Genomic DNA, 26,691 nt, shown 5'->3' with positions numbered 1-26,691 from the left:
GAGCTATTAAGTATGGCTGCGGCGGCAGAAACGAAACGTAAAGTACGGTAATCCGTGATGCGGCTCGTAAACCCGCTACCCGCTGGCGAGAAAATCACCAGCCGGAACTACCCTTGTTGTACAACAACAGCAAGGAGACGGTCATGACAAACAATCCTCCCTCATCGCGTATCCAGCCTGGCGAGTATGGTTTTCCCCTTAAGCTGAAGCCCCGCTATGACAACTTTATCGGCGGCGACTGGGTGGCGCCCGTCGACGGTGAATACTATTCCAACCTGACGCCCGTTACCGGCCAGCCGCTGTGTGAAATTGCCAGTTCGGGCAAGCGGGATATCGATTTAGCGCTGGATGCGGCGCATAAGGCGAAAGATAAGTGGGGGCAAATGTCCGTTCAGGACAGAGCGGCCATTTTGTTCAAAATCGCCGATCGGATGGAGCAGAATCTGGAGCTGCTGGCGACCGCAGAAACGTGGGACAACGGCAAGCCGATCCGCGAAACCATGGCGGCGGACGTGCCGCTGGCGATCGACCATTTCCGCTATTTTGCGTCCTGCATCCGTGCCCAGGAGGGGGGAATAAGTGAAGTTGACAAAGATACCGTGGCGTATCACTTCCACGAGCCGCTCGGCGTGGTGGGGCAAATTATTCCGTGGAACTTCCCGCTGCTGATGGCGAGCTGGAAAATGGCGCCCGCGCTGGCGGCGGGTAACTGCGTTGTGCTGAAACCTGCACGCTTAACGCCGCTTTCGGTACTGCTGCTGATGGAGGTAATTGGCGACCTGTTGCCGCCGGGGGTCATTAACGTGGTCAACGGGGCCGGGGGAGAGATCGGCGAATATCTGGCTACTTCAAAGCGTATCGCCAAAGTGGCGTTTACCGGCTCAACGGAAGTGGGTCAGCAGATTATGCAGTACGCGACCCAGAACATCATTCCGGTCACCCTGGAGCTGGGCGGGAAATCGCCGAACATCTTCTTTGCCGACGTGATGGATGAAGAGGACGCCTTCTTCGACAAAGCGCTGGAAGGGTTTGCGCTGTTCGCGTTTAACCAGGGCGAAGTCTGCACCTGTCCGAGCCGCGCGCTGGTGCAGGAATCCATTTATGAGCGCTTTATGGAGCGGGCGATCCGGCGCGTGGAGTCGATTCGCAGCGGTAATCCGCTGGATAACGTTACCCAGATGGGGGCGCAGGTATCGCATGGCCAGCTGGAAACCATCCTCAACTATATTGATATCGGTAAAAAAGAGGGGGCCGATGTGTTGACCGGCGGTCGTCGTAAGGTGCTGGGAGGCGATTTGCAGGAGGGCTACTACCTTGAGCCGACTATCCTGTTCGGTAAGAACAACATGCGCGTTTTTCAGGAGGAAATTTTTGGACCGGTGCTGGCCGTCACCACGTTTAAAACCATGGACGAGGCGCTGGAGCTCGCGAACGACACGCAGTATGGCCTGGGGGCGGGCGTCTGGAGCCGTAACGGTAATCTGGCCTATAAAATGGGCCGCGGCATTCAGGCCGGACGCGTATGGACAAACTGCTATCACGCCTATCCGGCTCATGCGGCGTTTGGCGGCTACAAACAGTCGGGCATCGGGCGCGAAACCCATAAAATGATGCTGGAGCACTACCAGCAAACGAAATGTCTGTTAGTCAGCTACTCCGATAAACCGCTGGGGCTGTTTTAATCTCCCGGCTCAGGCCGTCCTGGGCGGCCTGAGCCGGGTTAAAGCCGGGTGGCGGCTTCGCCTTACCCGGCCTACTTTTTACTCCCTCTCCCGTGGGAGAGGGCTGGGGTGAGGGCAACAGGCCGCAGTTATTCAGCCTTCATCCACCCATATCCGCATTTCCCCTTCTCCCCGGTTTGCCCAGCTGAACCACGGAATAAAGGTCAGCGTCTGGGGCTGACGTTCTACCGGCGAGTGGTCGTACTGCCACAGGGCATCAGTGTCCTTCGCCTGACACCCAATCCCTTCCGCCTGTATCAGCATCTTGTGCGCGAAAATGCCTTTGCCTTCAAATACCCGAAACGCGCTGTCTTGCGGCAAAGAAAGGTTATGCAGATTTGCGCCGTTATCGGCTTCTTCCAGGCAGTAAACCAGCGGCCCACGCTGCAATGCGACTTTCCCCGCCTGCTGGCGCACCTGCGGGTTGCCGTACACGCGGCGGACCGGCATCGGTAACGTCAGCGTCAGCGTGTCGCCTTCCTGCCAGCTGCGGTTGAGGTATAAGTATCCACGGGAGACCTCGCCTGTAATGGCTTGACCATTGAGCGAAACAGCCGGTTCCGCACACCAGTCCGGCAGCCTCAGGGCCAGCGTGTGAGTCACCGGAACTGGTGAGGTTATCTCGATTTTCACCTGCTCATGCCACGGATAGTTTCCGCTAATACGCAGCTGGAGGGTGTTTTCCCCCACCGGAATGGCGACATCGTTTCCCACGTACAGGTTGATCAACAGCGCGTCCGGGCGAACGGTATAAATATAGTGCCCCAGCGAGGTCAGCACGCGCGCAATATTCGGCGGGCAACAGGCGCAGCCGAACCAGCGCTGGCGCACCGGTTTCACGTGGTCATAGATATGGTTAAAGGCCAGTGTTTTCGGGTGCACTTCCAGCGGATTCACATAAAAGAAATGCTTACCGTCCAGCGCCATGCCACCCAGCACCGTGTTGTATAGTGCGCGCTCCATCACGTCGGCGTAGTGGCCGTCCGCCTCCATCTCCAGCATCCGGCGGGCAAACATCATCAGGCCGATGGAGGCGCAGCTTTCGGCATAGACCGTATCGTTGGGCAGATCGTAATCGCTGCTGAATGCCTCGCCGCTGCTTTGTGAGCCAATCCCGCCGGTGATGTACAGCTGGCGCTGTGCCATGTTGTTCCACAGCCGCAGGCAATCCTGACGTTTCCCTTCGTCGTTGCTCAGGCGCGCCAGATGCGCCATGCCCGCCATCAGGTAGACGAAACGCACGGCATGGCCGATGGCCGTTTGTTGTTCGGCAAGGGGCTGATGCGCCTGACTGTAGGCTTTGTCCTTGACCATCCACGCCGGGCCATAGGTGTTCCAGTATGACGTTCTGCCGCGCTTCTCATATTCGATATCGTAGAAGTGAGGCTGTGTGCCGCGTTCCTCAATAAAGTATTTCACCAGATTGAGATAGCGTGGCTCCTGCGTGACGTCGTACAGCCGCATCAGCGCCAGCTCGATTTCCGGGTGGCCCGGATAGCCGTGCAGCTGGTTTTCGCCCGGGCCAAACACGCTGTCGATATGATCCGCCAGCCTGCACACCACGTCCAGCAGGCGGCGCTTTCCGGTTCCCTGGAAATACGCCACACCCGCTTCAATCATATGCCCGGCGCAGTACAGTTCGTGGCACTCGGCCAGATTGGTCCAGCGCTCGGCCGGTGCTTTCACCGTGAAATAGGTATTGAGATAGCCATCTTCACACTGCGCCGCTGCGACCAGCTCGATCACCTCGTCGGCGGTTTTTTCCAGTTCGGCATCCGGCTTCTGGCACAGCGACCACGCCACGGCTTCGAGCCATTTCGCCACGTCGCTGTCCTGAAAGACCATCCCGTAAAACGCCCCCTGTTCCAGACCGGCCGCGATGCGGAAGTTGGCGATGGCGTGGCTGGGTTCAGCCTCCGCCACGCGATCGTTAAGCGCATCCCACTGGTAGGGGATTACCACATCGCGGACCAGCCGTTGGTACTGACCAAGAAACGGGTCGTTGATTTTCAGCTGATGCAGGTCGGCTTCCATTATGGTCATATCGTTCTCCTCAGGACTGTACATGACGCTGGCGCAAATCGGTGGCAATGCGCGACATCACGGGATTGTTAAGCCTGCACCAGCGGATAGCGACCGCCAGCAGCAGGTGGAAAAGGGCAGGGAGCAGCGTCTCCATGGCGGTGATGCCCTGCAATGAGGCGGGTGTCTGGTTGCCCGCGCCTGGCTGATAGGCCACGGCAATAAACACCAGGCTGATGATCCCGGCGCTGGATGCCCACGCGAGCTTGATGAAAAATAGATTGAAGGCGAAATTCATCCCCGAGGAGCGCACGCCGGTTTTCCATTCGCCGTAGTCATCGGCAAAGGCCATTAGCGAGAAGTGAAGCGGCAGGGTGAAGCCCAGGATCACGCCGTTACTTAAAATCACGATAAGCCAGAGCGTCTGGTGCGCCGGGCCACCTGGCAGGAACCACATTCCCATAGCAAGCGCAGCGAGTACCAGGTTGGTGTAGTAGTAGAGTTTGACGGTATCAATCCGCCGCGACAGCGGGTTGACGATCACCGCGCCCAGAATGGCGGCAAAGGTCACCATGGTGAAAAACAACGAGGTGTACGCCGTGCTGCCCTGAAGCACGTAGGTGATGAAGTACATGTACCCGCCGCCGCGAATGTTGAAGACGTTGATCAGCAGAAACGACATCACCAGCATCAGCAGCAGCTGATCGTTTTTACGCAGGCCCGCCAGGTGCTCGCGCAGGGTGAATTTCCCCATCAGCGCAAGCGGGACGCGCTCGCGCACCCAGAAGAAGCAGCACAAGAACATCACCACAGCGATGGCGCACAGTACGCCGACGCCCAGCTGATAACCCCGGGCGGTATTGCCCTGTCCCAGCTCTGACACCAGCCACGGCAGGCCAACGGAGACCAGAAAGCCCGCCACGCCGCACAGTACGAAGCGCCAGGACTGGCAGGATATTACCTCGTTGTGGCGGGTGGTCATGGTGTTGATCAGCGCGCAATACGGCACGTTGATGGCGGTATAGCCTACGGACAACAGCAAATAGGTGCCGAACGCCCAGGCGATTTTCACGCCCATGCTGGCGTCCGGGACGGTGAAGGTCAGCACGCCGACGATCCCGATAGGAAGCGCGACCCACAGCTGCCACGGACGAAAACGCCCCCAGCGGCTCTGCGTGCGGTCGGCAATCACGCCCATCACCGGATCGGAAATCGCGTCAAATACCCGAAGAGCAATAAACAGCGTGCCCACCAGCGCGGGCGTCAGGCCAAATACATCGGTATAAAAAAAGGTCAGGAAGTTCATGATCAGGCAGGTAATTACCGTGCCGCCCGCGTCGCCCAGGCCGTAGCCAATTTTCTCGCGGACTGACAGTCGGTCATCGGCTGCCTGTTTTGCAACTTCTGCGTCTGTAATCGGTGTGGAAGTCATGAGGTAACTCCTCGATAAACGATTTATTATCGTATTTGTGCAAGGTACCCCATTTATTCTGCATTCAACGGGCAGACCAACAAGGGAAGGGAAAAGTATAAAAAGGTGACGATTCCGACCTGATGGTAAAACTGTGAGTTTGATCGAGCTGTTCTGCTGATATTTATTAATAATCAAACAATAAACGCAATATTAGCCACCATAAAAGCGGGAAATTGAATATCCATGCTTGAATTATCCATAGCACTTCCGATTAAGGTTCAAAATGGCGGGTTATTTATCTCCCGGGGCGTGGGTCGTCATCCCGCACGAAAATTATCTTCGTGGGAGATAATCTTTGTCGAAAAAGGGACATTAACGATCCAGGAGGAAAATAAGCTGTTTGAGGTAAACGCCGGCGAGAGTTTATTACTTTGGCCGAAGCGGCGGCATGTCGGCGTGGAAGATTTTCCGGGCGATCTCAAATTTTACTGGCTGCATTTTGAGGTGGATGAAGGCTTGCCTGCGTTGCCAGGTGCGACGCCACTGTCGATTGAGCAACACTGTAGCGTGCGGGATCCGCAATATGTTATTGCGTTATTCCGTCAGTTTTTAAGCGAGCAGGAAAAATTACAGCGTAGCCAGGCGCTGGAGATAATTTTGCTGTTAATTTTGCAGCAGATATCGCTCTCGCCGGGATATGAAGATAAAGCGGATGATGCGGGCGCAGCAATGGCGTGGAAGGCCAAACAGCTTATCCGCACTCACTTTCATTTGCCCATATCCACTTCACAGCTGGCGAAAGAGCTGCATTGCAATGCAGATTACCTGGGGCGAGTATTTCGCCGGACGTTTCATTTAACCCTGACGGAGGCAATACACCGCCAGCGCGTCAGGGCCGCTGAAAAATTGTTGCTGAACGATGCGGCCTCATTAACTGAAGTGGCCACCCGGTGCGGTTTTAATGACGTGGGTTATTTCCGGCAAATATTCTCGAAACATACCGGGTTAACGCCCGCCGTCTGGAAACGGCGGTACTGTAAAGAGCATATTAATTCCGGATGATTACTGGCCGTAATAGGCATTTGCGCCATGCTTGCGCAGGTAATGCTTATCCAGCAATTCCTGCTGCATAACCGGAAGCTGAGGTGCAAGCTGGCGCGAGAAAAGCCCCATATAGGCGCACTCTTCCAGCACCACGGCATTGTGTACCGCATCGGCAGCGTCTTTGCCCCAGGCAAACGGGCCGTGAGAATGAACCAGCACCGCCGGGACCTGCATCGGGCTTATGTCGCGCTCCTCGAAGGTTTTGATAATGACTTCCCCCGTCTGGTATTCATATTCACCCGCGATTTCAGCCGTCGTCATCAGCCGCGTGCAGGGGATCGCACCGTAGAAATAGTCCGCGTGCGTCGTTCCCCACGCGGGTAAATCCTGCCCCGCCTGCGACCAGATGGTGGCGTGGCGGGAATGGGTATGCACAATGCCGCCAATTTCCGGGTAACGACGATACAGCGCGAGATGGGTCGGGGTGTCGGAGGAGGGTTTTTTACTCCCCTCGACCACTTTACCCGTGGCGATATTTACCACCACCATATCTTCTGCGGTCATCACGTCGTACTCCACGCCGGATGGTTTGATCACCATCATGCCGCTGTCACGGTCAACCGCGCTGACGTTGCCCCAGGTGAACGTCACCAGCTGGTGGGCGGGCAGGGCGAGATTTGCCGCCAGCACCTCGGCTTTGAGTTGTTCTAACATGTCATGCCTCCTTCCTGCATTCGGGCTTCAATCCAGCGGCGCGCCTGGATGATCTCCAGTACCGGCTCTTTGGCTTTTTCGGTCCACATTTCAATCAGAAATGCGCCGCGATAGTTAAGTTGATTCAGCGTGTTAAACACGCCAACGAAATCGACGCAGCCCTCGCCAAACGGCACATCGCGGAACTGGCCGGGGCTTTTTTCGGTTACGGGCCGGGTGTCTTTCAGATGGATAGCGGCGATGCGGTCAATGCCCAACGTCAGCTCGGCGGTGACGTCGTTGCCCCACGCGCTCAGGTTGCCGACGTCCGGGTAAACGCTGAACCACGGCGAGGCGAGCATGTCGTCCCACTTTTTCCACTTGCTGATGGAGTTCATAAACGCGGTGTCCATGATCTCTACCGCCAGCATTACCTGCGCGGCAGCGGCCTGCTCTACGGCCCACGCCAGCCCTTCGGCAAAGCGCTGTTGCGTGCCCTCGTCATGCTCCTCGTAGTACACGTCATAACCCGCAAGCTGGATGGTGCGAATACCCAAATCACGGGCCAGCCGGATGGCTTTGGTCATGATCTCGCGGGCGCGTTCGCGCACGGTGTCATCGCGGCTGCCAAACGGGAAGCGACGATGGGCAGACAAGCACATCGACGGGATGGCCACGCCGGTCTCCAGCATCGCTTCCACCAGAGAGGCGCGCTGCGTGGTACTCCATTCAAGGCGCGATAAACGCTCGTCGGTCTCATCCACCGACATCTCCACAAAATCGAAGCCGCAGCTTTTTGCCAGAACCAGGCGCTCCGGCCAGGAGAGATCTTTTGGCAGCGCTTTTTCGTAAATCCCTAACGGATGCTGACGCATGGTTACTCTCCCCAGATGTCGCGAATTTGCGAATGGAATGCTTGTGCCACCTGCGGCGGATTGGCGGCGCCTGCCAGCGCGCGCCCGGCAATGAAGGCTTTGACGTTGATCTGCTTAAACAGCGGCAGGTCAGCGGGGGTGATACCGCCAGTGATGGAAAGCTGTAGCCCGATATCGGACAACGCCTTCATTTTGCTGAGATCCGCCTCGCCCCACTGCTGGCCGCTGGCCTGTGCGTCGCGTCCACGGTGGTATATCGCCTGCTTCACCCCGATGCGGTGCCACGCGCGCGCGTCGTCCAGCGTCCAGTTGCCAAACAGCTCCATCTGGATCTCGCCGCCGCCGCGCAGTGCGACCTCGTGGCCACGTTCAACGGTGGCCAGCGGGGCGGCACAGATGATGGTCATCCAGTTTGCGCCTGCGCCAAACGCCTGCTCAGCCAGCGTTTCTCCGGCATCGGCGACTTTCCAGTCCGCCACGATAATTTTATCCGGACACTGCGCGCGCAGGGCGCGAACGGCGTTTAGCCCTTCGGTCAGGCACAGGATGGTGCCGGCTTCGACGATGTCGACGTGATCGGAAAGCGTCGCGACATCCCGCTGCGCGGCCTGAAGTGAGGTGTGGTCGAGCGCCAGCTGCAATAATGGTCGGCTCATAGGTCGTACTCCTTAACACGGGCGTGATAGCCCTGTAATGCTGAAATCAGTAGCTGGTAACGGTGATATTTGCGCTGGTAGGCGGCATGGGCACGCATGTCAGGTTCAATCATCCGGATGTCATGCCTGAGGGCGCGCTGAGCGGCGTAAAAATCGGGATAGAGACCTGTACCGACGAGCGCGGCCAGCGCCGCACCGGAACAGCCGGTCTCTTCCACCTGCGGGAGTTCAATCGCCAGGCCGCTGACGTCCGCGAGCATCTGCATCCACACGTCCGAATGGGTGGGGCCGCCCGTCACGCGCAGGGTCTGCACGTGGGGAAAGCGTTCGAGCATACGGTTGAGGTGGGTCATGTGGCTGAATACCACCCCTTCATAAACCGCCTGGAGGAGGTGCGCGCGGGTATGCAGCGCCTGCAAACCATAGAAGCCGCTGGTCATCTCCAGTCCGGCGTTGCTGCCGTAGAGGAAAGGCAGGAAGAACACATCGCTTTCAGCTTTTGGCAGGCTGGCCACGGCGTGGTTAATCTCATCGAATGACATTTCGCCCCATTGGGCCGTCAGCCATTCCAGGTTGCCGGACGAGGTGGGGCTGGCTTCGTGAACGATGAACTGCTGCGGATGGACATAGCGGCCATAGACGTAGGGGAACGGCTCGTTGTCGCGGATGCCGTGGGCAATCCCACTGGTCACGGCCCAGGTCCCCATTACGGCATTCAGCGTATTTTCGTCATGCAGCCCGGCGCAGATCGCGGTGGAAACCACATCAAACAGTCCACCAACGACGGGAGTACCCGCCGTGAGACCGGTCAGTGCGGCTGCCTGAGCGGTGATTTCCCCGCAAATTTCTGCTGAACCGATAATAGGCGGCAGGGCACCGTCAATGTCGCTGATGCCGAGCCAGCGCGTGAGCTGCGGATCGTACTGCCCGATATTCATGTTGTAGAGATTGGATTCCGAGATGTTGCTCTCTTCGCAGCCTTTGACCCCGGTCAGACACCAGCGCAGGTAATCGTGCGCCATCATCACGCTGCCGATTTGCTGATACCGCTGCGGCTCGTTCTCTTTAACCCAGCGCAGGAGTGAGGCCGGATGCCCCGTCCACAGCGTCTGGCGAGTATGCGGATAGAGCTTTTCGGGTATACCGTCCTGCTGCCAGCGTTGCACGATCTCCAGCGCACGGCGATCGGAGGAGAGTATGGCGTTACCCAGGGGGCGATCCTGTTTATCGAGCAAAAACAGCCCCTTGCCCTGGGCTGAAATGCCAACGCCTTTAATCTGACCGCCGTCAGCGCCTGAATTTTTAAGCAGCAGGGCGACGGTTTTGTGGCAGTGCTGCCAGAGCTGGTGCATATCCCGCTCGGCGTAGCCAGCGCGTGGGCTGAGCGTGGCCACTGAGCGGCGTTCAATACAGACTTCTTTGCCCTGGCTGTTGTATAAACCGGCTTTCAGATAAGTACCGCCACAATCGATACCCAGCCAGAAGGGCTCTTTTTCACTCATCTTCTTCTCGCTTAATTGCCGGGTGCTTCGCTTACCCGGCCTACGGTTTGGTTTAATGAATCAGGTGAGGGCCTCAGGCCGCACGCTTATGCGAGTTCACCGTGGGGTTGGGCTCTGCTCCGGCATCGCATTTCCCCGGTAACAGCAGGGCCAGCAGCGATGCCAGCGCCAGCGAAACCGCCAGGCAGTAAACGCCTGCGTCTTTGCTGTACAGGGTGATCAGTACGCCTACCGCATAAGGACCGCAGAACCCGCCGAGGTTGCCCAGGGCATTAATCACGCCGCGAGCGCCACCCGCCATCTCAGCGCTGAACAGACGCGCCGGGATGGTCCAGAACACGCCCGCTGCGGATTGCAGGAAGAAGCCACAGCCCACCAGCGCGGCATAGGCCAGCCAGGTGTGCTCTTTCAGCGCCACGGAGAGGAACATGCAGAGCGCAAAGCCAATCAATGGCAGGGAAACAAACAGCTTGCGCTTGCCGGTGCGGTCAGAGAGCGTAGAGAACAGGAACATGCCGGCAATGGCGCCGATGTAAGGCAGAATGGCGAGCATTCCCACCTGGCCGATGCTGGTGTGCGTCAGTTCTTTCAGAATGGTGGGCAGCCAGAGGGTGTAACCGTAAATGCCGGTCTGGTAGAAGAAGTTGAGGGCGATCAGCTGCCACATGGTTTTGTCAGACAGCACTGCGCTGAGCGAGGCGTTTTTCACCTCTTTACCCGCAATGGCCTGCTGCTCTGCCGCCAGGGTTTGTACCAGGTAGTTTTTCTCGGCCTCAGAGATCCAGCGTGCTTCCTGCGGCCGGTCGTAGACGGTGAACGCCCACAGCACCAGCACAACAACGGACATCAGACCTTCAATAATGAACAGCCAGCGCCAGTCGAGAGCGGTAATAATCCAGCCCGACAGCGGGGCGGTGATGATCCCGGCGATGGGCACGAACATGATCACAATCGCGTTGGCGCGGCCGCGCTCGGCATCCGGGAACCAGTTACTGATCATCGTGAGCACAACGGGCAGCATCCCACCTTCCGCCACGCCGAGTAAGAAGCGCAGTACCAGCAGCTGATACTGGTTGGTCACAAGCCCGGTCAGAACCGAGATCACCGCCCAGGCAACCAGCGACCAGCCGATAAACTTCTTACCGCTGCCGTGCACGGCAATTTTGCCGCCGGGAACTTGCAGGAACAAATAGCCGATAAAAAAGATCCCCCCCGCCAGGCCCGCCATCGTGGCGGAAATGCCCAGCTCTTCATCCATACCGCCGGGCATCGCAAAAGCTATATTTACGCGGTCCATATAGGAAATAATGCAGGCGATAAGAATAGGGGGAATGATCCTTAGCCAGCGCTGGCGCGGAATGTCCGCGTGTAGAGCATTAGAAGAAATATTCATAGTTAATATCTCAGTGAAGGTAACCGGAAAATGTATTCTTTATTTTTATTGTGATGCTTTATTCATAGCGCTAATGCCGTCGCGCAAAATAGCGATGCGATGGCTGACGTCAGCATTAGCATTTATTTCCAGTAATTTAATACCGGAGAATTTCAATGTTGCGGCGCTCGCCGCAGTAAACAGCGTTTTTACATGTTCAGTGGACATGAGACTGTCGGCACAGAACGAAGAAAACGGCGCGTGCAGATCCTGCCATTCTCCGTACTCACCGCGAGGGGTCGTGCCCGAGAACATCAGCGCCCCCAGTTTCCCGGCAGCGAGTGCCGCCTGAACATGTTCCAGCGGAAGGGCGGTGTTGCGACCTTCGATGGCCGAACGTGCCCAGTTGATACAGACGCTGATATCGGTCTCTCTCACTACCTCCAGCACCTGCTCTAAGGGCAAGAACCCTTTACGCGGCGCCGGGCTATTCATCGCATCACAGTGTTCCAGCACCAGATCGCAGCCCCAGTCCCAGCTCGCGATTTCCCTTACCGAGCGGGAGAATGCTTCTGTCGCTTGCTCGACAGAATCATTACCCGCCTGTGGTGCGGCCTGCATTTCCAGAGCGACCACTTTCCCGGGAAAGCGGGTGTTAACGGCATCAATCTTTTGATGCAGATGGCGGTAATATTCAATGCACGCTTTACGTTGTTCTTCGTCCGCGGACGCCAGGCCAAACGCGCCGTTGCTGCCGCGGCGGCGCATGGTTTCCATAACGGCTGTGACAACGATCTGCCAGTTGCCCGGCGTATGACGAAACAGCCATTCATCACCAAACGGATGGAGATTTTCAAGGCAAGGTTGTTCCAGCCCGCGAATATTTGGCGTGTCGGAAAGTTCCCGCCAGAAGGCGTGTTCTTCCTGCTCCCCTTTCTGGTGAAACGAGGGTGCGCAGGGGTACGCACCAATAATAAAACCGGTGTTGGTCATTTCGCATTCCTGTATTTATCAGAAAATTAATCTAATTCACTGATGGCCACTTTCACCACAATTTTACGAATTGCGGATCCCTTGTTTTTAATACAGGCAGGACGGTGAACATCCTGCGGGAAAAATATGGCGTAACTGCCAGGTATCATTTCGATAAACGACTCGTGTTCGCTGTCGTGATAAAAAATAATATCCCGTTGCTCCAGCAATGATTCGCTGATTTTGTTATTCCCGGTATCAATAGCAATACCGATTTTTTCTTCGCCCCAGGCCAAAAACTGGATATCCAGATAGCGGCGATGGACTTCAGGGCGGTTCTCGTGCTGTTCCTTTGTGGTGAGGTCGAGAACCTGGGCAAAAATGTTGCGGCCTTCAATTTCGATCACGCCCGGCGCCAGGGTGGTGAAATCCGTGGTACGCAGAAAATTAAGCGCCTTTTCAATCGCCAGCGGCAGGCGACATGGATCTGGCTGTGTAATATGTCCGAATATCATGACCCACTCCTTACAGAGACTGGATTTTCGCCCACACGCTGTCGTCAATCGTGATGCCGTCCCGGCGGTTTTCTTCCAGCAGGCGAGTGAACTCATGGCCTGGCAGACGGACGGCGACGTTTTCATCAGCGCGCGCTGCGGTGGTGATGAAGTCCATGATGCGCTGTAGTTTGGCATCGCGGGTTGGGCCGTCGATCAGGCGATTCACTTCGATGGCGATAAAGATCTGCGATACGCCGTATTCGTCGCTGTTGTCCTGGGTCACTTCCGCAACGGATGCGCCGTCAGAGAGCAAGGTGGCGATCATGTCGAGCACAATCGATAAGCCAGAACCTTTCCAGTAGCCCATGGGCAGTATGCGGCGGTTTTTCTCAATCACGCCCGGCTCTCTGGTTAGATTGCCCTCATCGTCAAAGCCGCCGTCGACCGGTAATTCGCGTCCGGCCATGCGATTCACCTCCAGCATGCCGTAGGAGAACATCGACATCGACATATCGACCATGGTGATTGGATTCGACGGAATGGCAACGATCAGGGGGTTTGTGCCGATGCAGCATTCTTTTGATCCCCACGCGGGCATCACGGCAATAGAGTTGGTCCAGCAGATGCCGATATAGCCTTTCTCCGCCGCCTGCCAGCCGTAGCTACCGCCGCGCATCCAGTGGTTAGCATTACGCAGCGCCACCACGCCGATCCCGTGATCGGACGCCAGCTCGGTAGCACGGTCCATCATCTTCTTCGCCGTCAGGTTGCCGATGGAACGCTGCGCATCCCACTGTTCGATGGCGCCTAATGTCGTTACGCGTTTCGGCTGGGCGTCAGGGAGGATGTCGCCTGCGTCAAGCTGCTGAATAAATCGCGGGAAGCGGTTGACGCCGTGTGAATAAACGCCGGACTCCGTGGTGCGGGCGAACATCTCGGCGCAGGCGTCTGCGGTATCCGCTTTTACACCGCGATCGAGCAGAACCCGATTGAACGCCGCTTTCAACTCTTCGAAGGTCACTTTCATCCCTGTTCTCCTGTTTTTTTAGGGGCAAGTGCGAGTGCTTTTTTATCGTTAAATTTCACTATGCGAAATCTGATTTCAGATATAGCGATCAAATTTTGTCAGATCAACGACATTCACGTTTTTCAAAACCGATTAAAATCAAATGGTTGTGTTTTTTCTGTTGAGATCGTGAACTAAACCACACTTTGCGCTACCATCAGGGCGCGATAAACAGGAGCCATTTGATGAGCATAAAAGAGAGCGAAATGACGCAAGAAAAAGAGAGGCCAGCAGGTAGCCAGAGCTTGTTTCGCGGCCTGATGCTGATTGAAATCCTCAGTAACTATCCAAACGGGTGTCCGCTTGCGCATTTATCAGAACTGGCGGGGCTGAATAAAAGCACCGTGCACCGGTTATTGCAGGGGTTGCAGTCGTGCGGGTACGTGACGCCGGCGCCGGCGGCAGGGAGCTATCGTCTGACCACCAAATTTATCGCCGTCGGGCAAAAGGCGCTTTCATCGCTCAATATTATTCACGTGGCGGCGCCGCACCTCGAGGCGCTGAACATTGCCACCGGCGAAACGGTCAACTTCTCCAGCCGTGAAGATGATCACGCGATCCTGATTTATAAGCTTGAGCCAACAACCGGTATGCTGCGCACGCGCGCATATATCGGCCAGCACATGCCGCTCTATTGTTCTGCGATGGGCAAAATCTATATGGCGTTTGGTCATCAGGATTACGTGGCGAGCTACTGGGAAAGCCACCAGGAACAGATCCAACCTTTGACCCGCAACACCATCACCGAACTGAGCGCGATGTATGATGAGCTGGCGGAAATTCGCGATCACAGTATGGCGATGGATAAAGAAGAGAACGAGCTGGGTGTGTCATGTATCGCCGTGCCGGTCTTTGATATTCACGGGCGCGTGCCCTATGCCATCTCCATTTCGCTGTCGACGTCGCGCATGAAGCAGGTGGGCGAGAAAAACTTGTTAAAACCGCTGCGTGACACGGCGGAAGCTATCTCGAAAGAACTGGGGTTTAACGTGCGCGAGGCGTAACTGATGAACCGATTTATTCTGACGGATCCTGAAAAATGTATCGGGTGCCGCACCTGTGAGGTGGCGTGCATGATGTCGCATCAAAGCAGCGCCACGCCAGAAGCGTTTACGTCACGTATCCGCGTGGTTAAGGGGGGAACCTTCACCACGGCCGTGGGCTGCCACCAGTGTGAAGATGCGCCCTGCGCGAATGTCTGCCCGACGGGGGCCATTTACCGTGCTGCGGGAGCCTGGCTCGTTGAGCAGGCTCGCTGTATCGGCTGCAAAAGCTGTATGGTGGCGTGCCCGTTCGGGGCAATGCAGGTTCGGGTTGTGGGAGATCGCGTTCAGGCGCTGAAATGTGATTTGTGCATGCATCGCGAGGGCGGTCTCGCCTGCGTCGAAGCCTGTCCCACCCACGCGCTGCGCTGCTTAGACCCCGCCAGACTACGCGTGGAACGGCTGCGTAATCTGGCCTGAGGTTTTATTAACCGGCCTCGCGCCAGGCGTTCTCAATCTCTTCGGCGAGAATTTTCACACCCGCTTCGATTTTTTCCGGGTCCGGGACGTAGTTCATGCGCATGCACTGGTGCGTATGCGGCCACGGCTTATCCAGACCCGGGAAGAAGTAATCCCCCGGGACCATCAGCACGCCACGCTTTTTCAGACGCTGATAAAGCAGCTCTGTCGTAATGGGCAGATCCTTAAACCACAGCCACAGGAAAATTGCCCCTTCCGGTTTATGGATCAGGCAGCGTTCCTCCGGTAAGTAGCGGCGAAGGATGGCGATAGTTTCCTGAACGCGCTGAGAGTAAAACGGCTTGATCACCTCATTTGACAGGCGCAGCAGGTCGTTACGCCTGATCATCTCGCACATCATCGCCGGGCCGATGCCGCCAGGGGAAAGGCTGATAATGCCGTTCATGTTGGTAATGGCGGTGATGATTTTCTCGTTAGCAATGATAATGCCGCAGCGGCTGCCCGGCAGGCCCAGCTTGGAGAGGCTCATGCAGAGGATGATGTTCGGGTTCCACAGCGGACGCGCTTCGCTGAAGATGATCCCCGGGAACGGTACGCCATAGGCGTTATCGATCACCAGCGGGATGCCGTGCTGATTCGCCAGCACATCCAGCTTCATCAGCTCGTCGTCGGTGATCACGTTCCCCGTCGGGTTGGTGGGACGAGATACGCAGATCATGCCCGTCTCTTCACCGATATGCAGATGTTCAAAATCGACGTGATATTTGAACTGGCCCTCTGGCAACAACTCGATATTCGGACGTGCGGAAACAAACAGGTCTTCTTCGAGGCCGGCATCGGCATAGCCGATATACTCCGGTGCCAGCGGGAACAGCACTTTTTTCGTGGTGCCGTCGGCGCGGCGTCCGGCGAACAGATTGAATAAGTAGAAAAACGCGCTCTGACTGCCGTTTGTCAGTGCAATGTTCTGTGGTTCGATATCCCAACCCAGCGCTTCCCGCAGCATTGTCGCCAGAAGCGTCAGTAGTTCTGTTTTACCCTGAGGGCCGTCGTAATTACATAGCGCATCGGTTGCTTTACCGTTTTCCAGCATGTCTGCCAGCAGCGTCTGGAAGTAGGTGTTCATCTCCGGAATTTGAGCCGGGTTTCCGCCGCCAAGCATGATAGCGCCTGGGGTGCGCAGCCCGTCGTTGAGGTCCTCCATCAGGCGGGTAATGCCTGAATGGCGGGTAAATTTGTCGCCGAATTGTGAAAACGTCATAGCAGGTGATCTGTCGGGCTTAATATGAAAGGCAGTAACCATAACGCCAGCACCGTGTTGGTGCAAATCGGCGGATGTGGTCGGATTTGTTGTTTTGTATGGTGGAGAGGGATTATTGCAGTGAATCGTTCTGATGAATGTCTCCTCACCCCGGCCCTCTCCCCAAAGGGGCGAGGGTGAAAGACCGCACCGTGCAATCCCCTTGCCCCTTGGGGAGAGGGTTAGGGTGAGGGGGCTGTTCTACTGATTACCCGCCCACACCACCATCACCTTATCGCCCTTGTGCTCGCGCACAAAGCCGTAGCCTTCTTTCATTGACAGCGTTGTTTGCTTGCCTTCACCCACAGCCGGATGACGGGCGCGGAACTGCCCCAGAAGCTGCCAGTGGGCGACAGTTAACGCCTGTTTACCCGTGACGTCCTGCCAGTTCATATCCGAACGGGTTCCCTGTAGCGGATCGGAGCCCGTCGGACCAAATGGACGCTCTGATTCATCGCCGTAATAGATCTGCACGCTTCCCGGCGCCAGCAGCAGTAACTCAGCGGCGCGCTGGCCCCCTTCACGGAACAGACGCGTATCGTGGGAGGAGAGATAGCTCAGCACATTAAAACTTTGCAGCTTTTCTGCCATTTGCTGCCAGGTCAAATCCATATCTGCCAGACAGTCCACTGCTTTCGCCGCCTGCTCCTGATAGTCAAAGTTGATCATCGCATCGAAGCCGTGACGGTAATAATCGCTCTGCATCACGCCGTGGCCCCAGGACTCACCGGTCATCCAGAACGGCGCATCGTCGAGTTTTTTGTCCGGGTTGGCGGCCTTCCACGCGGCCAGCGCCTGGCTGGCCTGGTCTTTCAGTTGCTGCCAGGCTTCATGCTCAACGTGTTTGGCGGTATCGACCCGGAAACCGTCGATGCCGTAGTCACGTACCCACTGGCTAAGCCAGTGGGTCAGGTAATCTCGCGGCGTGAAATTCGTCATCACTTTCGCGTTGGTGTCGGGCTTGTGTTGATAAAAGTTCGGCAAACCTGACGGGGTTTTTGATTCCGTTTTCAGATCCGGCAGGAAGGCCAGGGACATGGTCAAGTCGTCAAAGCCCGGGTTGTCGTAATCACCGATATCGGTACGGATCCATTTTTTACCCCACCATTTTTCCCATGCGGCTTTGTCACTGAAGTTGATGTAATCGTTGAAGCTGTGCCAGCTTTGACCCGCGCCTGGCTTCCAGTCAGTCCAGCGTTCGCCGAGCGTTTTTTTCAGCTCATCTCCCTGTAAATAGAGTGCGCCAAACTGATATTCCTGCATATCTGCAAGCGTCGCATAGCCCGCGTGGTTCATGACAACGTCAAACAGGACGCGGATACCGCGCCTGTGCGCGTCGTCGACAAGCTGGCGTAAATCATCTTCGTTGCCCATGTTGGCGTCGAGTTTCGTCCAGTCCTGGGTGTAATAACCGTGATACGCGTAGTGGGGAAAATCCCCTTTGGTGCCGCCGCCAACCCAGCCGTGGATCTGCTCCAGCGGGGAGCTTATCCAGAGCGCATTCACGCCCAGTTGCTGAAGGTAATCCAGTTTGCTGGTAAGCCCTTTCAGATCGCCGCCGTGGAAAGTACCTATCTCCTGCATACCATCTTTATGGCGGCCATAGCTGTTGTCGTTGGTGGGGTCGCCATTCACGAAGCGATCGGTCAGCACGAAATAGACGGTGGCGTTTTGCCAGCTGAACGGCGCGGGTTTGTCCGTTTCGGCGCGCTCAAGCAGCAGCAGGCCATTGCTGTTGGCGGCTGGCTGAAGAGTCACTTTGCCATTTTGAACGGTCGCGGTCTGTTTGCTGTAAAAATCACGCACCACCGTGCCTTCCGGGAACGTGTTAACGACGTCGATCGTGAGCGGTTTGCCGTCCCACTTCGGGCACTGGCGGGTAACGTTTGCGACAGGCTGTGGCGCCGCACTTTGTACCGTCAGCATCAGCGTCGGCGTTCCAGAGCGCGTATCAATACGCATCTGATAAACGCCGTCACGGAATAATCGCCACTGCGGTGGCGTGCCTTCGCACGGTTTGAGCGACAGCATCTCGTTGAGCTTAATGGCCTTTGTCGGCTGCCAGCACGCGTTGTCAAGACTCAACGTCAGTGGACGGGTACCCTTCGCAAGCGTTGCCTGGCTGGTAAAGACGCCGGTACCTTCAGCGTTGAATGCGTCAAATCCCGGCGATGACCAGTCGGCATGCGCGAATGCGGGTAACATCAGAACAGCTAATGCAGTGCGTTTCATTCCATTTTCCTGTCGCGGCATTTTTGACCAGTGTGCCATTCGGCTCAGGGGAAAAACTCCTCCTCTGAGGCTTTCTGCCAGGAGGACGCGTAGGGATGAGTGATCCCGCGCAAAATTAGGCAGTTATCTGCGATATCGCGCACATTTTTCCAGTGTTGGTGCTTTAATGAGCATGTTCCGGATGACATAGTTTCGGAATTGGACTATTTATAGACGTGCTCTTGAAGACTATTTTTGGTACGATTTGAGATTCCGCTCTCAAATTTTGAAGAAAATAAGGTGTTGGAATGCTTATATCCGACCAGGAGACCTAATGATATCGACTCCCATTCGACGATATGGGGCCGCGATACTCATGTTACTCACCATGGCATTTTCAGGTGAGGTGCTTGCAAAGACGCACACGGATACAACGAGTAAGAAAGCCCACGTAATAAAGACGACAAGCAGTAAGGTTAGCAGTAAACAAGAGTATTCTCGCAATAGTGCAAAGAGTAGTTCACTTCCTGATTTGCGAAAATACCCTTCCGGGACACCAAGGAAAAAAGCGTTTCTCCGGACGGTAATGCCTTACATTAAAAGTCAAAATGCCGCGATTACTGCGGATCGTAACTGGCTGATCGCCAAACAGTACGATAGCCGCTGGTCGCCGTCTGAGCGCACTCGCCTGAAAGACATCGCCAAACGCTATAAAGTGAAGTGGAGCGGGAACACGCGTCGTGTGCCGTGGAACACTCTGTTAGAGCGTGTGGACATTATTCCAGGCAGTATGGTCGCGACAATGGCCGCCGCCGAAAGCGGTTGGGGCACCTCGAAGCTGGCGCGCAACAACAACAATCTGTTTGGCATGAAATGCGCAAAAGGTCGTTGTACTAATGCACCCGGCAAGGTGAAGGGCTATTCACAGTTTGAATCGGTGAAAGATTCCGTGAATGCCTATGTGGTGAATCTGAACACCCACCCGGCCTACTCTTCGTTCCGTAAGTCACGCGCGCAGCTGCGTAAGGCGGATCAGGAAGTGACGGCCACGGCGATGATCCACAAGCTGAAAGGTTATTCCACCCAGGGACAGCGCTACAACAACTACCTGTTTTCCATGTACCAGGATAACCAGCGTCTGATTGCCGCACATATGTAATAAAAAACGCCTTCCACTGGAAGGCGTTCTTTTTTCTAGAGCAGGACTTCACTGTACCGTTCCCGGTACTCCTTCGGCGTGGTGTCATACTCTTTCCTGAACACCGAATAGAAATACTGAAGCGACGGATAGCCGCACATCTGTGAAATCTCGTTGATCGACAGCGAGGTGGAGATCAGCAGACTGCGCGCTTTCTCCAGCTTTTCCGCATGGATCACGGCGTGGATCGTCTCACCGACTTCCTCTTTAAACCGCTTCTCCAGATTCGAACGTGAAATGCCGACCGAATCCAGCACCTGATCGACCTTAATCCCTTTGCAGGCATGATTGCGAATGTAGTGCATCGCCTGAATCACGGCCGGATCGTTTAAGGAACGGTAGTCAGTTGAGCGACGCTCGACCACGCGAACGGGCGGAACCAGCAGACGCTGGAGCGGCAGGGATTCGTTGTCTAACAGTCGGTGCAGCAGCTTCGCGGCCTGATAGCCCATCTGACGGGTACCCTGCGCCACGGATGAGAGCGCCACGCGCGACAGATAGCGCGTAAGCTCTTCGTTATCAATACCAATCACGCACAGCTTTTCAGGCACAGGAATATGCAAATGTTCGCACACCTGTAATACGTGGCGGGCGCGGGCGTCCGTCACGGCGATAATCCCTGTCTGGGGCGGCAGCGTTTGCAGCCAGTCAGCCAGGCGATTCTGTGCGTGCTGCCAGTTTTCTGGCGCGGTTTCCAGCCCCTGATAAACGACGCCGCGATACTTCTCCTGGGCAACCAGCTGGCAGAAGGCATACTCACGCTCCATCGCCCAGCGCTTTCCGCTGGTGGCGGGCAATCCGTAAAACGCAAAACGATGGACGCCTTTCTCCTTTAAATGGAGGAAGGCGGTCTCAACCAGGGCATGGTTATCCGTGGCGATGTAGTGAACGGGGGGGTAATGTTCCGCTGAATGGTAAGAGCCGCCAACGCCCACGATAGGTACGTCGACGCCACTCAGCAACTGTTCAATCACGGGGTCGTCAAAGTCAGCGATAACCCCGTCTCCCAGCCAGTCTTTGATGTTCTCCAGACGGGTACGGAAATCTTCTTCGATGAAAATATCCCATTCGGATTGCGACGCCTGCAAATATTCACCAACCCCCTCAACCACCTGACGGTCATAGGCTTTGTTGGCATTGAATAACAACGTAATGCGGTGACGCTTTTCAAACATGGCTCACTTTCCCAAATTAGTCACGATACGGTTCTCAGGCGCGCCGCTTGGTGGCAGAGTCCATCCAGACTGCCAGCAAAAGAATGGCCCCTTTGACGATATACTGCCAAAACGTCGGCACGTCCATCATACTCATCCCGTTATCCAGCGAAGCCATAATAAATGCGCCCATCACCGCACCCGCCACGCTGCCAATGCCTCCGGCGAGGCTGGTCCCGCCAATCACGCAGGCGGCGATGGCGTCCAGCTCGGCAATATTACCGGCAGACGGGGAACCCGCACCCAGTCGCGAGCTGAGGATCAGCCCCGCGATGGCTACCATCAGGCCGTTGATGGCAAAGACGGCGAGTTTGGTGCGCTCGACGTTGATACCAGATAAACGCGCGGCTTCAAGATTGCCGCCGATAGCATAAATACGGCGACCGAATGCGGTACGTGTGGCCATAAACATCCCACCTAACAGCAACAGCGCCAGCAGCAGAACGGGCGTTGGGACACCGCGATAATCGTTTAGCAGCCAGATGGCCCCCAGCACAATCACCGCAGTAAGCGCCTGACGGCCGACAACCGAGGTTGAGGCAGGCGAGGCCAGCCCCAGCGCCTGGCGACGCATGCGTCCTCGCCATTGCCACGCGACAAACGCCATCAGCCCAACCACGCCGATCGTAAAACCGACGCCATCAGAGAGGTAGCTTTGGCCAATCTGGGACATCGAGGCGCTGGTCGGGGAGACGGTAGTGCCGTTGGTGATCCCAATCAGAATACCGCGGAAGGCCAGCATCCCTGCTAAGGTGACAATAAACGACGGGACTTTACGGTAGGCCACCCACCAGCCGTTCCACGCACCCAGCAGCAGACCCAGTACCAGCGTGACCGCAATCGTCAGCGGCAGCGGCCAGCCGAGCCAGACGTCAAAAATTGCCGCCACGCCGCCGAGCAGACCCATCATCGACCCTACCGACAGGTCAATTTCCGCTGAGATAATCACAAAGACCATCCCCACCGCCAGGATCCCGGTGATGGCGGTCTGACGCAGCAGGTTAGAGACGTTACGTGCGCTCAAATAGGAGCCATCGGTCATCCAGGTAAAGAACAACATGATGACGATAATGGCGGCAATCATTACAAAAACTTGCAGATTCAGCGATTTAAGTCCTGCGAACGCACCGGGCGTCGGAACAGCGACTTTGATATCAGACGGGTTGCTTTTCGACATGGCGTTCGCTCCTTAAGGCAGCTTCCATCACCTGCTCTTGCGTCAGGTTCTGGTTGTTCAGGTTGGCTTTGAGTTTCCCTTCATGCATGACCAGCACGCGGTCGCTCAGCCCCAGCACTTCAGGCAATTCGGACGAGATAACAATGACGGCAATCCCTTGCTGCACAAGCTGGTTGATCAGCTTGTAGATTTCATACTTCGCGCCGATATCGATCCCGCGCGTGGGTTCGTCCAGAATTAAAATGCGCGGATTAAGCAACAGGCAGCGTGCCAGAATCGCTTTCTGCTGGTTGCCGCCGCTCAGGCGACCTATCGCCAGTTCCGGCGAGGAGGTTTTCACCTTGAGCCTGGCAAGTGACTGAAGAATACACTGCTGTTCTGCGGCATCATCCAGGCTGCTCAGCGCGCCGGAAAACTGGCTGAGCGCCGCCAGCGTGATATTTTTTCCCACCGCCATGACCGGCACGATGCCGTCTTTTTTGCGGTCTTCGGGCACCATGGCAATGCCTTTGGCAATGGCCTGCTGGCAGTTGTCGATTTTTACCGGCTGACCGTCGATATAAATTTTGCCTTCCCAGCGCCCCGGCCAGACGCCAAACAGACACTGCACGGCCTCGGTTCTTCCGGCACCCACTAAACCCGCAATACCGAGAATTTCGCCGCGGTGCAGCGAGAAGGAGAGGTTATCCACGCGCTTGATGTGGCGGTTAACGGGATGCCACGCCGTCAGGTTTTCCACGCGCAGGAGTTCTTCGCCTATGGTGTGTGGTTCGTTGGGATACAGTGCGGTGAGTTCGCGACCCACCATCATGGTGATGATGTCATCTTCGCTCATGCCTTCTGCTTCACGCGTGCCAATGTGCTGCCCGTCGCGGATGACGCAGATGGTGTCGGAAATAGCTTTCACCTCATTGAGCTTGTGCGAAATATAGATGCAGGCGATACCGTGGTTTTGCAGGTCGCGGATGATATTGAGCAGAACGGCGGTTTCCTGTTCGGTGAGCGAGGCGGTTGGCTCGTCGAGGATCAGCAGGCGTACCTGTTTATTTAGCGCCTTGGCGATCTCCACCAGCTGCTGCTGGCCCAAACCTAAGTCGCCCACGCGCGTATGCGGTGAGATAGCGAGACTCACCTGGGCCAGCAGTTTTTCGCAGCGCAGCGTCATGGTGTCGTAATCCAGTACGCCGTGGCGCGAGAGTTCGACCCCAAGAAAGATATTTTCCAGCACGGTAAGGTGCTTCACCAGCGCCAGCTCCTGGTGAATGATAGCGATGCCTTTACGTTCGGTATCACGAATGTGCGTGGCCTGAAGCACCTCACCGGCAAAGACGATTTCGCCCTCGTAGCTGCCGTGCGGATAGATCCCGCACAGCACCTTCATCAGCGTGGATTTCCCCGAGCCGTTTTCGCCGCACAGCGACATCACTTCGCCGGGGTTCAGCCGCAGGCTTACGTTGTCGACCGCTTTCACCGCTCCGAAGGCTTTGGTGATGCTTTTCATTTCAAGTAAATAAGACATAACTGCTCCGCATAGCCCGACAGATGAACAGGGCAGGTCGATGCGCCCCCGCCGGGCAGGGGCTGCGCTGGATTACAGTTCACTCTTCTTATGGAAACCGTCTTTCACCACCGTGGCGTCAATATTCTCTTTGTTGACTTCGATAGGGGTAAGCAGGCGAGCTGGCACGTCTTTCAGGCCGTTATTTAACGTCGCGTCTGCTTTAGGTTGCTGGCCATTTCCCAGCTCAACGGCAATTTCGGCGGCGGTATTGGCAAGCTCGGTAATGGGCTTATAGACCGTCATAGTCTGGGTACCCGCGATAATGCGTTTTACACCCGCAAGGTCGGCGTCCTGTCCGGAAATAGCGACTTTCCCGGCCAGACCCTGCGCGCTCAGCGCCTGAATGGCGCCCCCCGCAGTGGCGTCGTTAGAGGCCACCACTGCATCGATTTTGTTGTTATTTGCGGTCAACGCGTTTTCCATAATTTTCAGCGCGTTTTCCGGTAACCAGCCGTCAGCCCACTGATCGCCGACGACTTTAATTTTGCCCTCGTCGATATACGGCTTCAGCACTTTCATTTGTCCCTGACGGAACAGTTTGGCGTTGTTATCCACAGGCGAGCCGCCCATCAGGAAATAATTCCCTTGAGGCACTTTTGCGATCAAGCTTTTAGCCTGTAATTCACCCACCTTTTCATTGTCGAACGAAATATAATAATCAATATCCGCATTATTAATCATGCGGTCATAAGCCAGGACTTTTATGCCTTCCTGTTTTGCTTCTTTCACCACGTTGCTTAATACCTGGCCGTTATACGGGATAATGACCAGCACATCGACGCCACGGTTGATCATATTCTCAATTTGCGACATTTGCGTCTCTTCGTTGCCGTTAGCGGACTGAACGAACACCTCCGCACCGAGAGATTCCGCTTTTTTAACAAAGATATCGCGATCTTTTTGCCAGCGCTCCAGGCGTAAGTCATCAATCGCCATGCCGATTTTGACCTCTTTGGCGTGGCCGGCAAAGCTTGCAAGCAGGAGAGTAGTGCAGAGCGTTAGGGTCAGGTTCTTTATCTTCATAATTATTAGGCCTTTTTGTAGGGGTATGTGTAGCTGAGATAAAAGAAACATTCACTGCTGAGACGCAGCAAATTTTTAACGTGGAAAGGCCTGCTGGCAATTACAGATTTTTATCTTCTCATTACGATATTTGGTTTATTTCTGAATTTATGACCGCGATCGGATTTTAAAAAGCGTAACCTATTAATTACATTTGATTCTGGAATGCGCGCCGAAAAATAGTTTGTCTGCACATTATTTTGCGAGCCAGCGCACAATTGCGCATTCTCTCAATAGCAGTGTGAAATAACGTAATTGAGCAACCTCCAATGTCTATTCACTATTACTCCAGAAGCAAGACCACGCCGCATACCCTGATTATGGAGCTCAATATGCAAGCTTATTTCGACCAACTCGATCGCGTTCGTTTCGAAGGCACGAAAACGACCAATCCTTTAGCATTTCGTCACTACAACCCGGATGAGCTGGTGCTGGGTAAGCGCATGGAAGATCACTTGCGCTTTGCCGCCTGCTACTGGCACACCTTCTGCTGGAACGGTGCCGATATGTTCGGCGTGGGCTCTTTTGACCGCCCATGGCAACAGCCGGGCGAGGCCATTGAGCTGGCGAAGCGTAAAGCCGACGTCGCGTTCGAGTTCTTCCATAAGCTGAACGTACCGTACTACTGTTTCCACGATGTGGACGTGTCGCCGGAAGGGGCATCCCTGAAAGAGTATCTGAACAATTTTGCGCAGATGGTCGACGTGCTGGCTGAAAAACAGCAGCAAAGCGGCGTGAAGCTGCTCTGGGGTACGGCTAACTGCTTTACCAACCCTCGCTATGGCGCGGGCGCGGCAACCAACCCGGACCCGGAAGTCTTCAGCTGGGCGGCAACCCAGGTGGTGACTGCGATGAACGCCACGCATCAACTGGGCGGTGAGAACTACGTTCTCTGGGGCGGTCGTGAAGGCTATGAAACGCTGCTGAATACTGACCTGCGCCAGGAGCGTGAGCAGATTGGCCGCTTTATGCAGATGGTTGTGGACCACAAGCACAAAATCGGCTTCCGCGGTACGCTGCTGATTGAGCCAAAACCACAGGAGCCAACCAAGCATCAGTACGACTACGATGTCGCCACCGTGTATGGCTTCCTGAAGCAGTTTGGTCTGGAAAAAGAGATCAAAGTGAACATTGAGGCTAACCACGCCACGCTGGCGGGCCACTCGTTCCATCACGAAATCGCCTCTGCGATTGCGCTGGGCATCTTCGGATCGGTGGATGCGAACCGCGGCGATCCGCAGCTGGGCTGGGATACCGACCAGTTCCCGAACAGCGTCGAAGAGAATGCGCTGGTGATGTACGAAATCATCAAAGCGGGCGGTTTCACCACCGGCGGCCTGAACTTCGACGCCAAAGTGCGTCGCCAGAGCACCGACAAATACGATCTGTTCTACGGGCATATTGGCGCGATGGACACCATGGCGCTGGCGCTGAAGGTGGCGGCCCGTATGATTGAAGACGGTGAGCTGGATAAGCGCGTGGCGAAGCGCTACAGCGGCTGGAACAGTGAGCTGGGCCAGCAAATTTTGAAAGGTCAGTTATCGCTTGCGGAGATCGCGAAGTACGCTGAACAGCATCAGTTGGCACCGCAGCATCAGAGCGGCCATCAGGAACTGCTGGAAAACCTGGTCAATCACTACCTGTTCGATAAATAACAGCATTCATGCCCGG

The 26,691-nt window shown here is 55.9% G+C and carries 22 protein-coding genes; 6 read left to right on the top strand and 16 right to left on the bottom strand.

From position 1 onward, the window contains the following. Positions 1 to 143: 143 nt before the first annotated feature. Complete coding sequence (gene aldB, locus IM282_RS19490; protein ID WP_023307168.1) at positions 144 to 1,682, top strand: aldehyde dehydrogenase AldB; 1,539 nt, start codon at positions 144 to 146, stop codon at positions 1,680 to 1,682. 132 nt (positions 1,683 to 1,814) lie between these two features. Here aldB and IM282_RS19485 read toward each other — a convergent pair whose 3' ends face one another. Together IM282_RS19485 and IM282_RS19480 are read right to left on the bottom strand one after the other, a co-directional pair. Further along, positions 1,815 to 3,764, bottom strand: coding sequence for a glycoside hydrolase family 127 protein (locus IM282_RS19485; protein WP_032626985.1), 1,950 nt, complete (start codon positions 3,762 to 3,764; stop codon positions 1,815 to 1,817). Between the two features lie 10 nt (positions 3,765 to 3,774). Next, the gene (locus tag IM282_RS19480) at positions 3,775 to 5,175 is read right to left on the bottom strand and encodes an MFS transporter (protein WP_022649754.1); all 1,401 of its coding nucleotides are present in this window, start codon (positions 5,173 to 5,175) and stop codon (positions 3,775 to 3,777) included. A 225-nt stretch (positions 5,176 to 5,400) separates the two neighbouring features. On the opposite strand from IM282_RS19480, the gene IM282_RS19475 reads away from it, so the two are divergent. Further along, complete coding sequence (locus IM282_RS19475; protein WP_192970744.1) at positions 5,401 to 6,219, top strand: helix-turn-helix domain-containing protein; 819 nt, start codon at positions 5,401 to 5,403, stop codon at positions 6,217 to 6,219. On the opposite strand, the gene araD is transcribed toward IM282_RS19475, so the two are convergent. The 8 genes from araD to yiaK form a co-directional block, all read right to left on the bottom strand. Next, positions 6,220 to 6,915: an L-ribulose-5-phosphate 4-epimerase gene (gene araD / locus IM282_RS19470; protein ID WP_038416909.1), complete on the bottom strand. Its 696-nt coding sequence runs from the start codon at positions 6,913 to 6,915 to the stop codon at positions 6,220 to 6,222. Beyond that, positions 6,909 to 7,769 carry an L-ribulose-5-phosphate 3-epimerase gene (locus IM282_RS19465; RefSeq protein ID WP_023298863.1) on the bottom strand — a complete coding sequence of 287 codons (861 nt, stop codon included), beginning with the start codon at positions 7,767 to 7,769 and terminating at the stop codon, positions 6,909 to 6,911. The genes araD and IM282_RS19465 overlap by 7 nt, the downstream gene beginning before the upstream one ends. A gap of 2 nt (positions 7,770 to 7,771) precedes the next feature. Beyond that, positions 7,772 to 8,425, bottom strand: a complete 654-nt coding sequence (ulaD, locus tag IM282_RS19460; RefSeq protein ID WP_023298862.1) for a 3-keto-L-gulonate-6-phosphate decarboxylase UlaD — start codon at positions 8,423 to 8,425, stop codon at positions 7,772 to 7,774. Beyond that, positions 8,422 to 9,927 carry an FGGY-family carbohydrate kinase gene (locus IM282_RS19455; protein ID WP_069597046.1) on the bottom strand — a complete coding sequence of 502 codons (1,506 nt, stop codon included), beginning with the start codon at positions 9,925 to 9,927 and terminating at the stop codon, positions 8,422 to 8,424. The genes ulaD and IM282_RS19455 overlap by 4 nt, the downstream gene beginning before the upstream one ends. A 73-nt stretch (positions 9,928 to 10,000) precedes the next feature. After that, complete coding sequence (locus IM282_RS19450; RefSeq protein ID WP_063201713.1) at positions 10,001 to 11,320, bottom strand: MFS transporter; 1,320 nt, start codon at positions 11,318 to 11,320, stop codon at positions 10,001 to 10,003. Between the two features lie 45 nt (positions 11,321 to 11,365). Further along, entirely contained in the window at positions 11,366 to 12,292 is a 927-nt protein-coding gene (locus tag IM282_RS19445; RefSeq protein ID WP_023298859.1) for a DUF4862 family protein, read from the bottom strand. Between the two features lie 26 nt (positions 12,293 to 12,318). Then, on the bottom strand, positions 12,319 to 12,786 hold the full coding sequence (locus tag IM282_RS19440) for a YhcH/YjgK/YiaL family protein (RefSeq protein WP_163347348.1): 468 nt from the start codon (positions 12,784 to 12,786) through the stop codon (positions 12,319 to 12,321). Positions 12,787 to 12,796: 10 nt separating this feature from the next. Then, positions 12,797 to 13,795 (bottom strand): 3-dehydro-L-gulonate 2-dehydrogenase, encoded by a 999-nt coding sequence (gene yiaK / locus IM282_RS19435; protein ID WP_192970743.1) that lies wholly within the window; start codon positions 13,793 to 13,795, stop codon positions 12,797 to 12,799. Positions 13,796 to 14,019: 224 nt separating this feature from the next. Here yiaK and yiaJ point away from each other — a divergent pair, with 224 nt between their 5' ends. Both yiaJ and IM282_RS19425 read left to right on the top strand, forming a co-directional pair. Continuing rightward, a complete protein-coding gene (gene yiaJ / locus IM282_RS19430; protein ID WP_015572751.1) occupies positions 14,020 to 14,838 on the top strand; it encodes an IclR family transcriptional regulator YiaJ in 819 nt (272 codons plus the stop codon). A 3-nt stretch (positions 14,839 to 14,841) separates the two neighbouring features. Continuing rightward, positions 14,842 to 15,297 carry a 4Fe-4S dicluster domain-containing protein gene (locus IM282_RS19425; RefSeq protein ID WP_192970742.1) on the top strand — a complete coding sequence of 152 codons (456 nt, stop codon included), beginning with the start codon at positions 14,842 to 14,844 and terminating at the stop codon, positions 15,295 to 15,297. Positions 15,298 to 15,304: 7 nt separating this feature from the next. On the opposite strand, the gene avtA is transcribed toward IM282_RS19425, so the two are convergent. Together avtA and IM282_RS19415 are read right to left on the bottom strand one after the other, a co-directional pair. Beyond that, a complete protein-coding gene (avtA, locus tag IM282_RS19420) occupies positions 15,305 to 16,558 on the bottom strand; it encodes a valine--pyruvate transaminase (RefSeq protein ID WP_192970741.1) in 1,254 nt (417 codons plus the stop codon). A gap of 240 nt (positions 16,559 to 16,798) precedes the next feature. After that, entirely contained in the window at positions 16,799 to 18,829 is a 2,031-nt protein-coding gene (locus IM282_RS19415; RefSeq protein ID WP_063152811.1) for an alpha-amylase, read from the bottom strand. Positions 18,830 to 19,142: 313 nt separating this feature from the next. Between IM282_RS19415 and IM282_RS19410 the strand changes: the two genes are divergently transcribed. Continuing rightward, the gene (locus tag IM282_RS19410) at positions 19,143 to 19,967 is read left to right on the top strand and encodes a protein bax (RefSeq protein ID WP_022649749.1); all 825 of its coding nucleotides are present in this window, start codon (positions 19,143 to 19,145) and stop codon (positions 19,965 to 19,967) included. Between the two features lie 35 nt (positions 19,968 to 20,002). On the opposite strand, the gene xylR is transcribed toward IM282_RS19410, so the two are convergent. The 4 genes from xylR to xylF form a co-directional block, all read right to left on the bottom strand. Beyond that, positions 20,003 to 21,181, bottom strand: a complete 1,179-nt coding sequence (gene xylR, locus IM282_RS19405; protein WP_038416899.1) for a D-xylose utilization transcriptional activator XylR — start codon at positions 21,179 to 21,181, stop codon at positions 20,003 to 20,005. Between the two features lie 34 nt (positions 21,182 to 21,215). Then, a complete protein-coding gene (xylH, locus tag IM282_RS19400; RefSeq protein WP_003860151.1) occupies positions 21,216 to 22,397 on the bottom strand; it encodes a xylose ABC transporter permease XylH in 1,182 nt (393 codons plus the stop codon). Further along, positions 22,375 to 23,916, bottom strand: a complete 1,542-nt coding sequence (locus tag IM282_RS19395; protein WP_063152813.1) for a xylose ABC transporter ATP-binding protein — start codon at positions 23,914 to 23,916, stop codon at positions 22,375 to 22,377. Before IM282_RS19395 ends, xylH begins: the two co-directional genes overlap by 23 nt. Positions 23,917 to 23,988: 72 nt before the next feature. After that, the gene (gene xylF / locus IM282_RS19390) at positions 23,989 to 24,981 is read right to left on the bottom strand and encodes a D-xylose ABC transporter substrate-binding protein (RefSeq protein WP_022649746.1); all 993 of its coding nucleotides are present in this window, start codon (positions 24,979 to 24,981) and stop codon (positions 23,989 to 23,991) included. Positions 24,982 to 25,352: 371 nt separating this feature from the next. Here xylF and xylA point away from each other — a divergent pair, with 371 nt between their 5' ends. Next, a complete protein-coding gene (gene xylA, locus IM282_RS19385; protein ID WP_026080557.1) occupies positions 25,353 to 26,675 on the top strand; it encodes a xylose isomerase in 1,323 nt (440 codons plus the stop codon). Positions 26,676 to 26,691: the final 16 nt, after the last annotated feature.

The sequence above is a fragment of the Enterobacter cloacae complex sp. P29RS genome, assembly GCF_014893445.1.
GTDB lineage: Bacteria > Pseudomonadota > Gammaproteobacteria > Enterobacterales > Enterobacteriaceae > Enterobacter > Enterobacter intestinihominis.
This window is presented reverse-complemented; position numbering and strand designations above follow the sequence as displayed.

What these genes read in the sequence shown, in the direction of transcription:
- IM282_RS19440 (WP_163347348.1), bottom strand. Translation starts at nt 12,786, where the DNA reads ATGATATTCGGACATATTACACAGCCAGATCCATGTCGCCTGCCGCTG.
- araD (WP_038416909.1), bottom strand. Translation starts at nt 6,915, where the DNA reads ATGTTAGAACAACTCAAAGCCGAGGTGCTGGCGGCAAATCTCGCCCTG.
- IM282_RS19415 (WP_063152811.1), bottom strand. Translation starts at nt 18,829, where the DNA reads ATGAAACGCACTGCATTAGCTGTTCTGATGTTACCCGCATTCGCGCAT.
- IM282_RS19455 (WP_069597046.1), bottom strand. Translation starts at nt 9,927, where the DNA reads ATGAGTGAAAAAGAGCCCTTCTGGCTGGGTATCGATTGTGGCGGTACT.
- IM282_RS19485 (WP_032626985.1), bottom strand. Translation starts at nt 3,764, where the DNA reads ATGACCATAATGGAAGCCGACCTGCATCAGCTGAAAATCAACGACCCG.
- IM282_RS19395 (WP_063152813.1), bottom strand. Translation starts at nt 23,916, where the DNA reads ATGTCTTATTTACTTGAAATGAAAAGCATCACCAAAGCCTTCGGAGCG.
- IM282_RS19410 (WP_022649749.1), top strand. Translation starts at nt 19,143, where the DNA reads ATGATATCGACTCCCATTCGACGATATGGGGCCGCGATACTCATGTTA.
- IM282_RS19450 (WP_063201713.1), bottom strand. Translation starts at nt 11,320, where the DNA reads ATGAATATTTCTTCTAATGCTCTACACGCGGACATTCCGCGCCAGCGC.
- IM282_RS19475 (WP_192970744.1), top strand. Translation starts at nt 5,401, where the DNA reads ATGCTTGAATTATCCATAGCACTTCCGATTAAGGTTCAAAATGGCGGG.
- aldB (WP_023307168.1), top strand. Translation starts at nt 144, where the DNA reads ATGACAAACAATCCTCCCTCATCGCGTATCCAGCCTGGCGAGTATGGT.
- xylR (WP_038416899.1), bottom strand. Translation starts at nt 21,181, where the DNA reads ATGTTTGAAAAGCGTCACCGCATTACGTTGTTATTCAATGCCAACAAA.
- IM282_RS19465 (WP_023298863.1), bottom strand. Translation starts at nt 7,769, where the DNA reads ATGCGTCAGCATCCGTTAGGGATTTACGAAAAAGCGCTGCCAAAAGAT.
- xylA (WP_026080557.1), top strand. Translation starts at nt 25,353, where the DNA reads ATGCAAGCTTATTTCGACCAACTCGATCGCGTTCGTTTCGAAGGCACG.
- IM282_RS19425 (WP_192970742.1), top strand. Translation starts at nt 14,842, where the DNA reads ATGAACCGATTTATTCTGACGGATCCTGAAAAATGTATCGGGTGCCGC.
- ulaD (WP_023298862.1), bottom strand. Translation starts at nt 8,425, where the DNA reads ATGAGCCGACCATTATTGCAGCTGGCGCTCGACCACACCTCACTTCAG.
- IM282_RS19480 (WP_022649754.1), bottom strand. Translation starts at nt 5,175, where the DNA reads ATGACTTCCACACCGATTACAGACGCAGAAGTTGCAAAACAGGCAGCC.
- yiaK (WP_192970743.1), bottom strand. Translation starts at nt 13,795, where the DNA reads ATGAAAGTGACCTTCGAAGAGTTGAAAGCGGCGTTCAATCGGGTTCTG.
- yiaJ (WP_015572751.1), top strand. Translation starts at nt 14,020, where the DNA reads ATGAGCATAAAAGAGAGCGAAATGACGCAAGAAAAAGAGAGGCCAGCA.
- IM282_RS19445 (WP_023298859.1), bottom strand. Translation starts at nt 12,292, where the DNA reads ATGACCAACACCGGTTTTATTATTGGTGCGTACCCCTGCGCACCCTCG.
- xylH (WP_003860151.1), bottom strand. Translation starts at nt 22,397, where the DNA reads ATGTCGAAAAGCAACCCGTCTGATATCAAAGTCGCTGTTCCGACGCCC.
- xylF (WP_022649746.1), bottom strand. Translation starts at nt 24,981, where the DNA reads ATGAAGATAAAGAACCTGACCCTAACGCTCTGCACTACTCTCCTGCTT.
- avtA (WP_192970741.1), bottom strand. Translation starts at nt 16,558, where the DNA reads ATGACGTTTTCACAATTCGGCGACAAATTTACCCGCCATTCAGGCATT.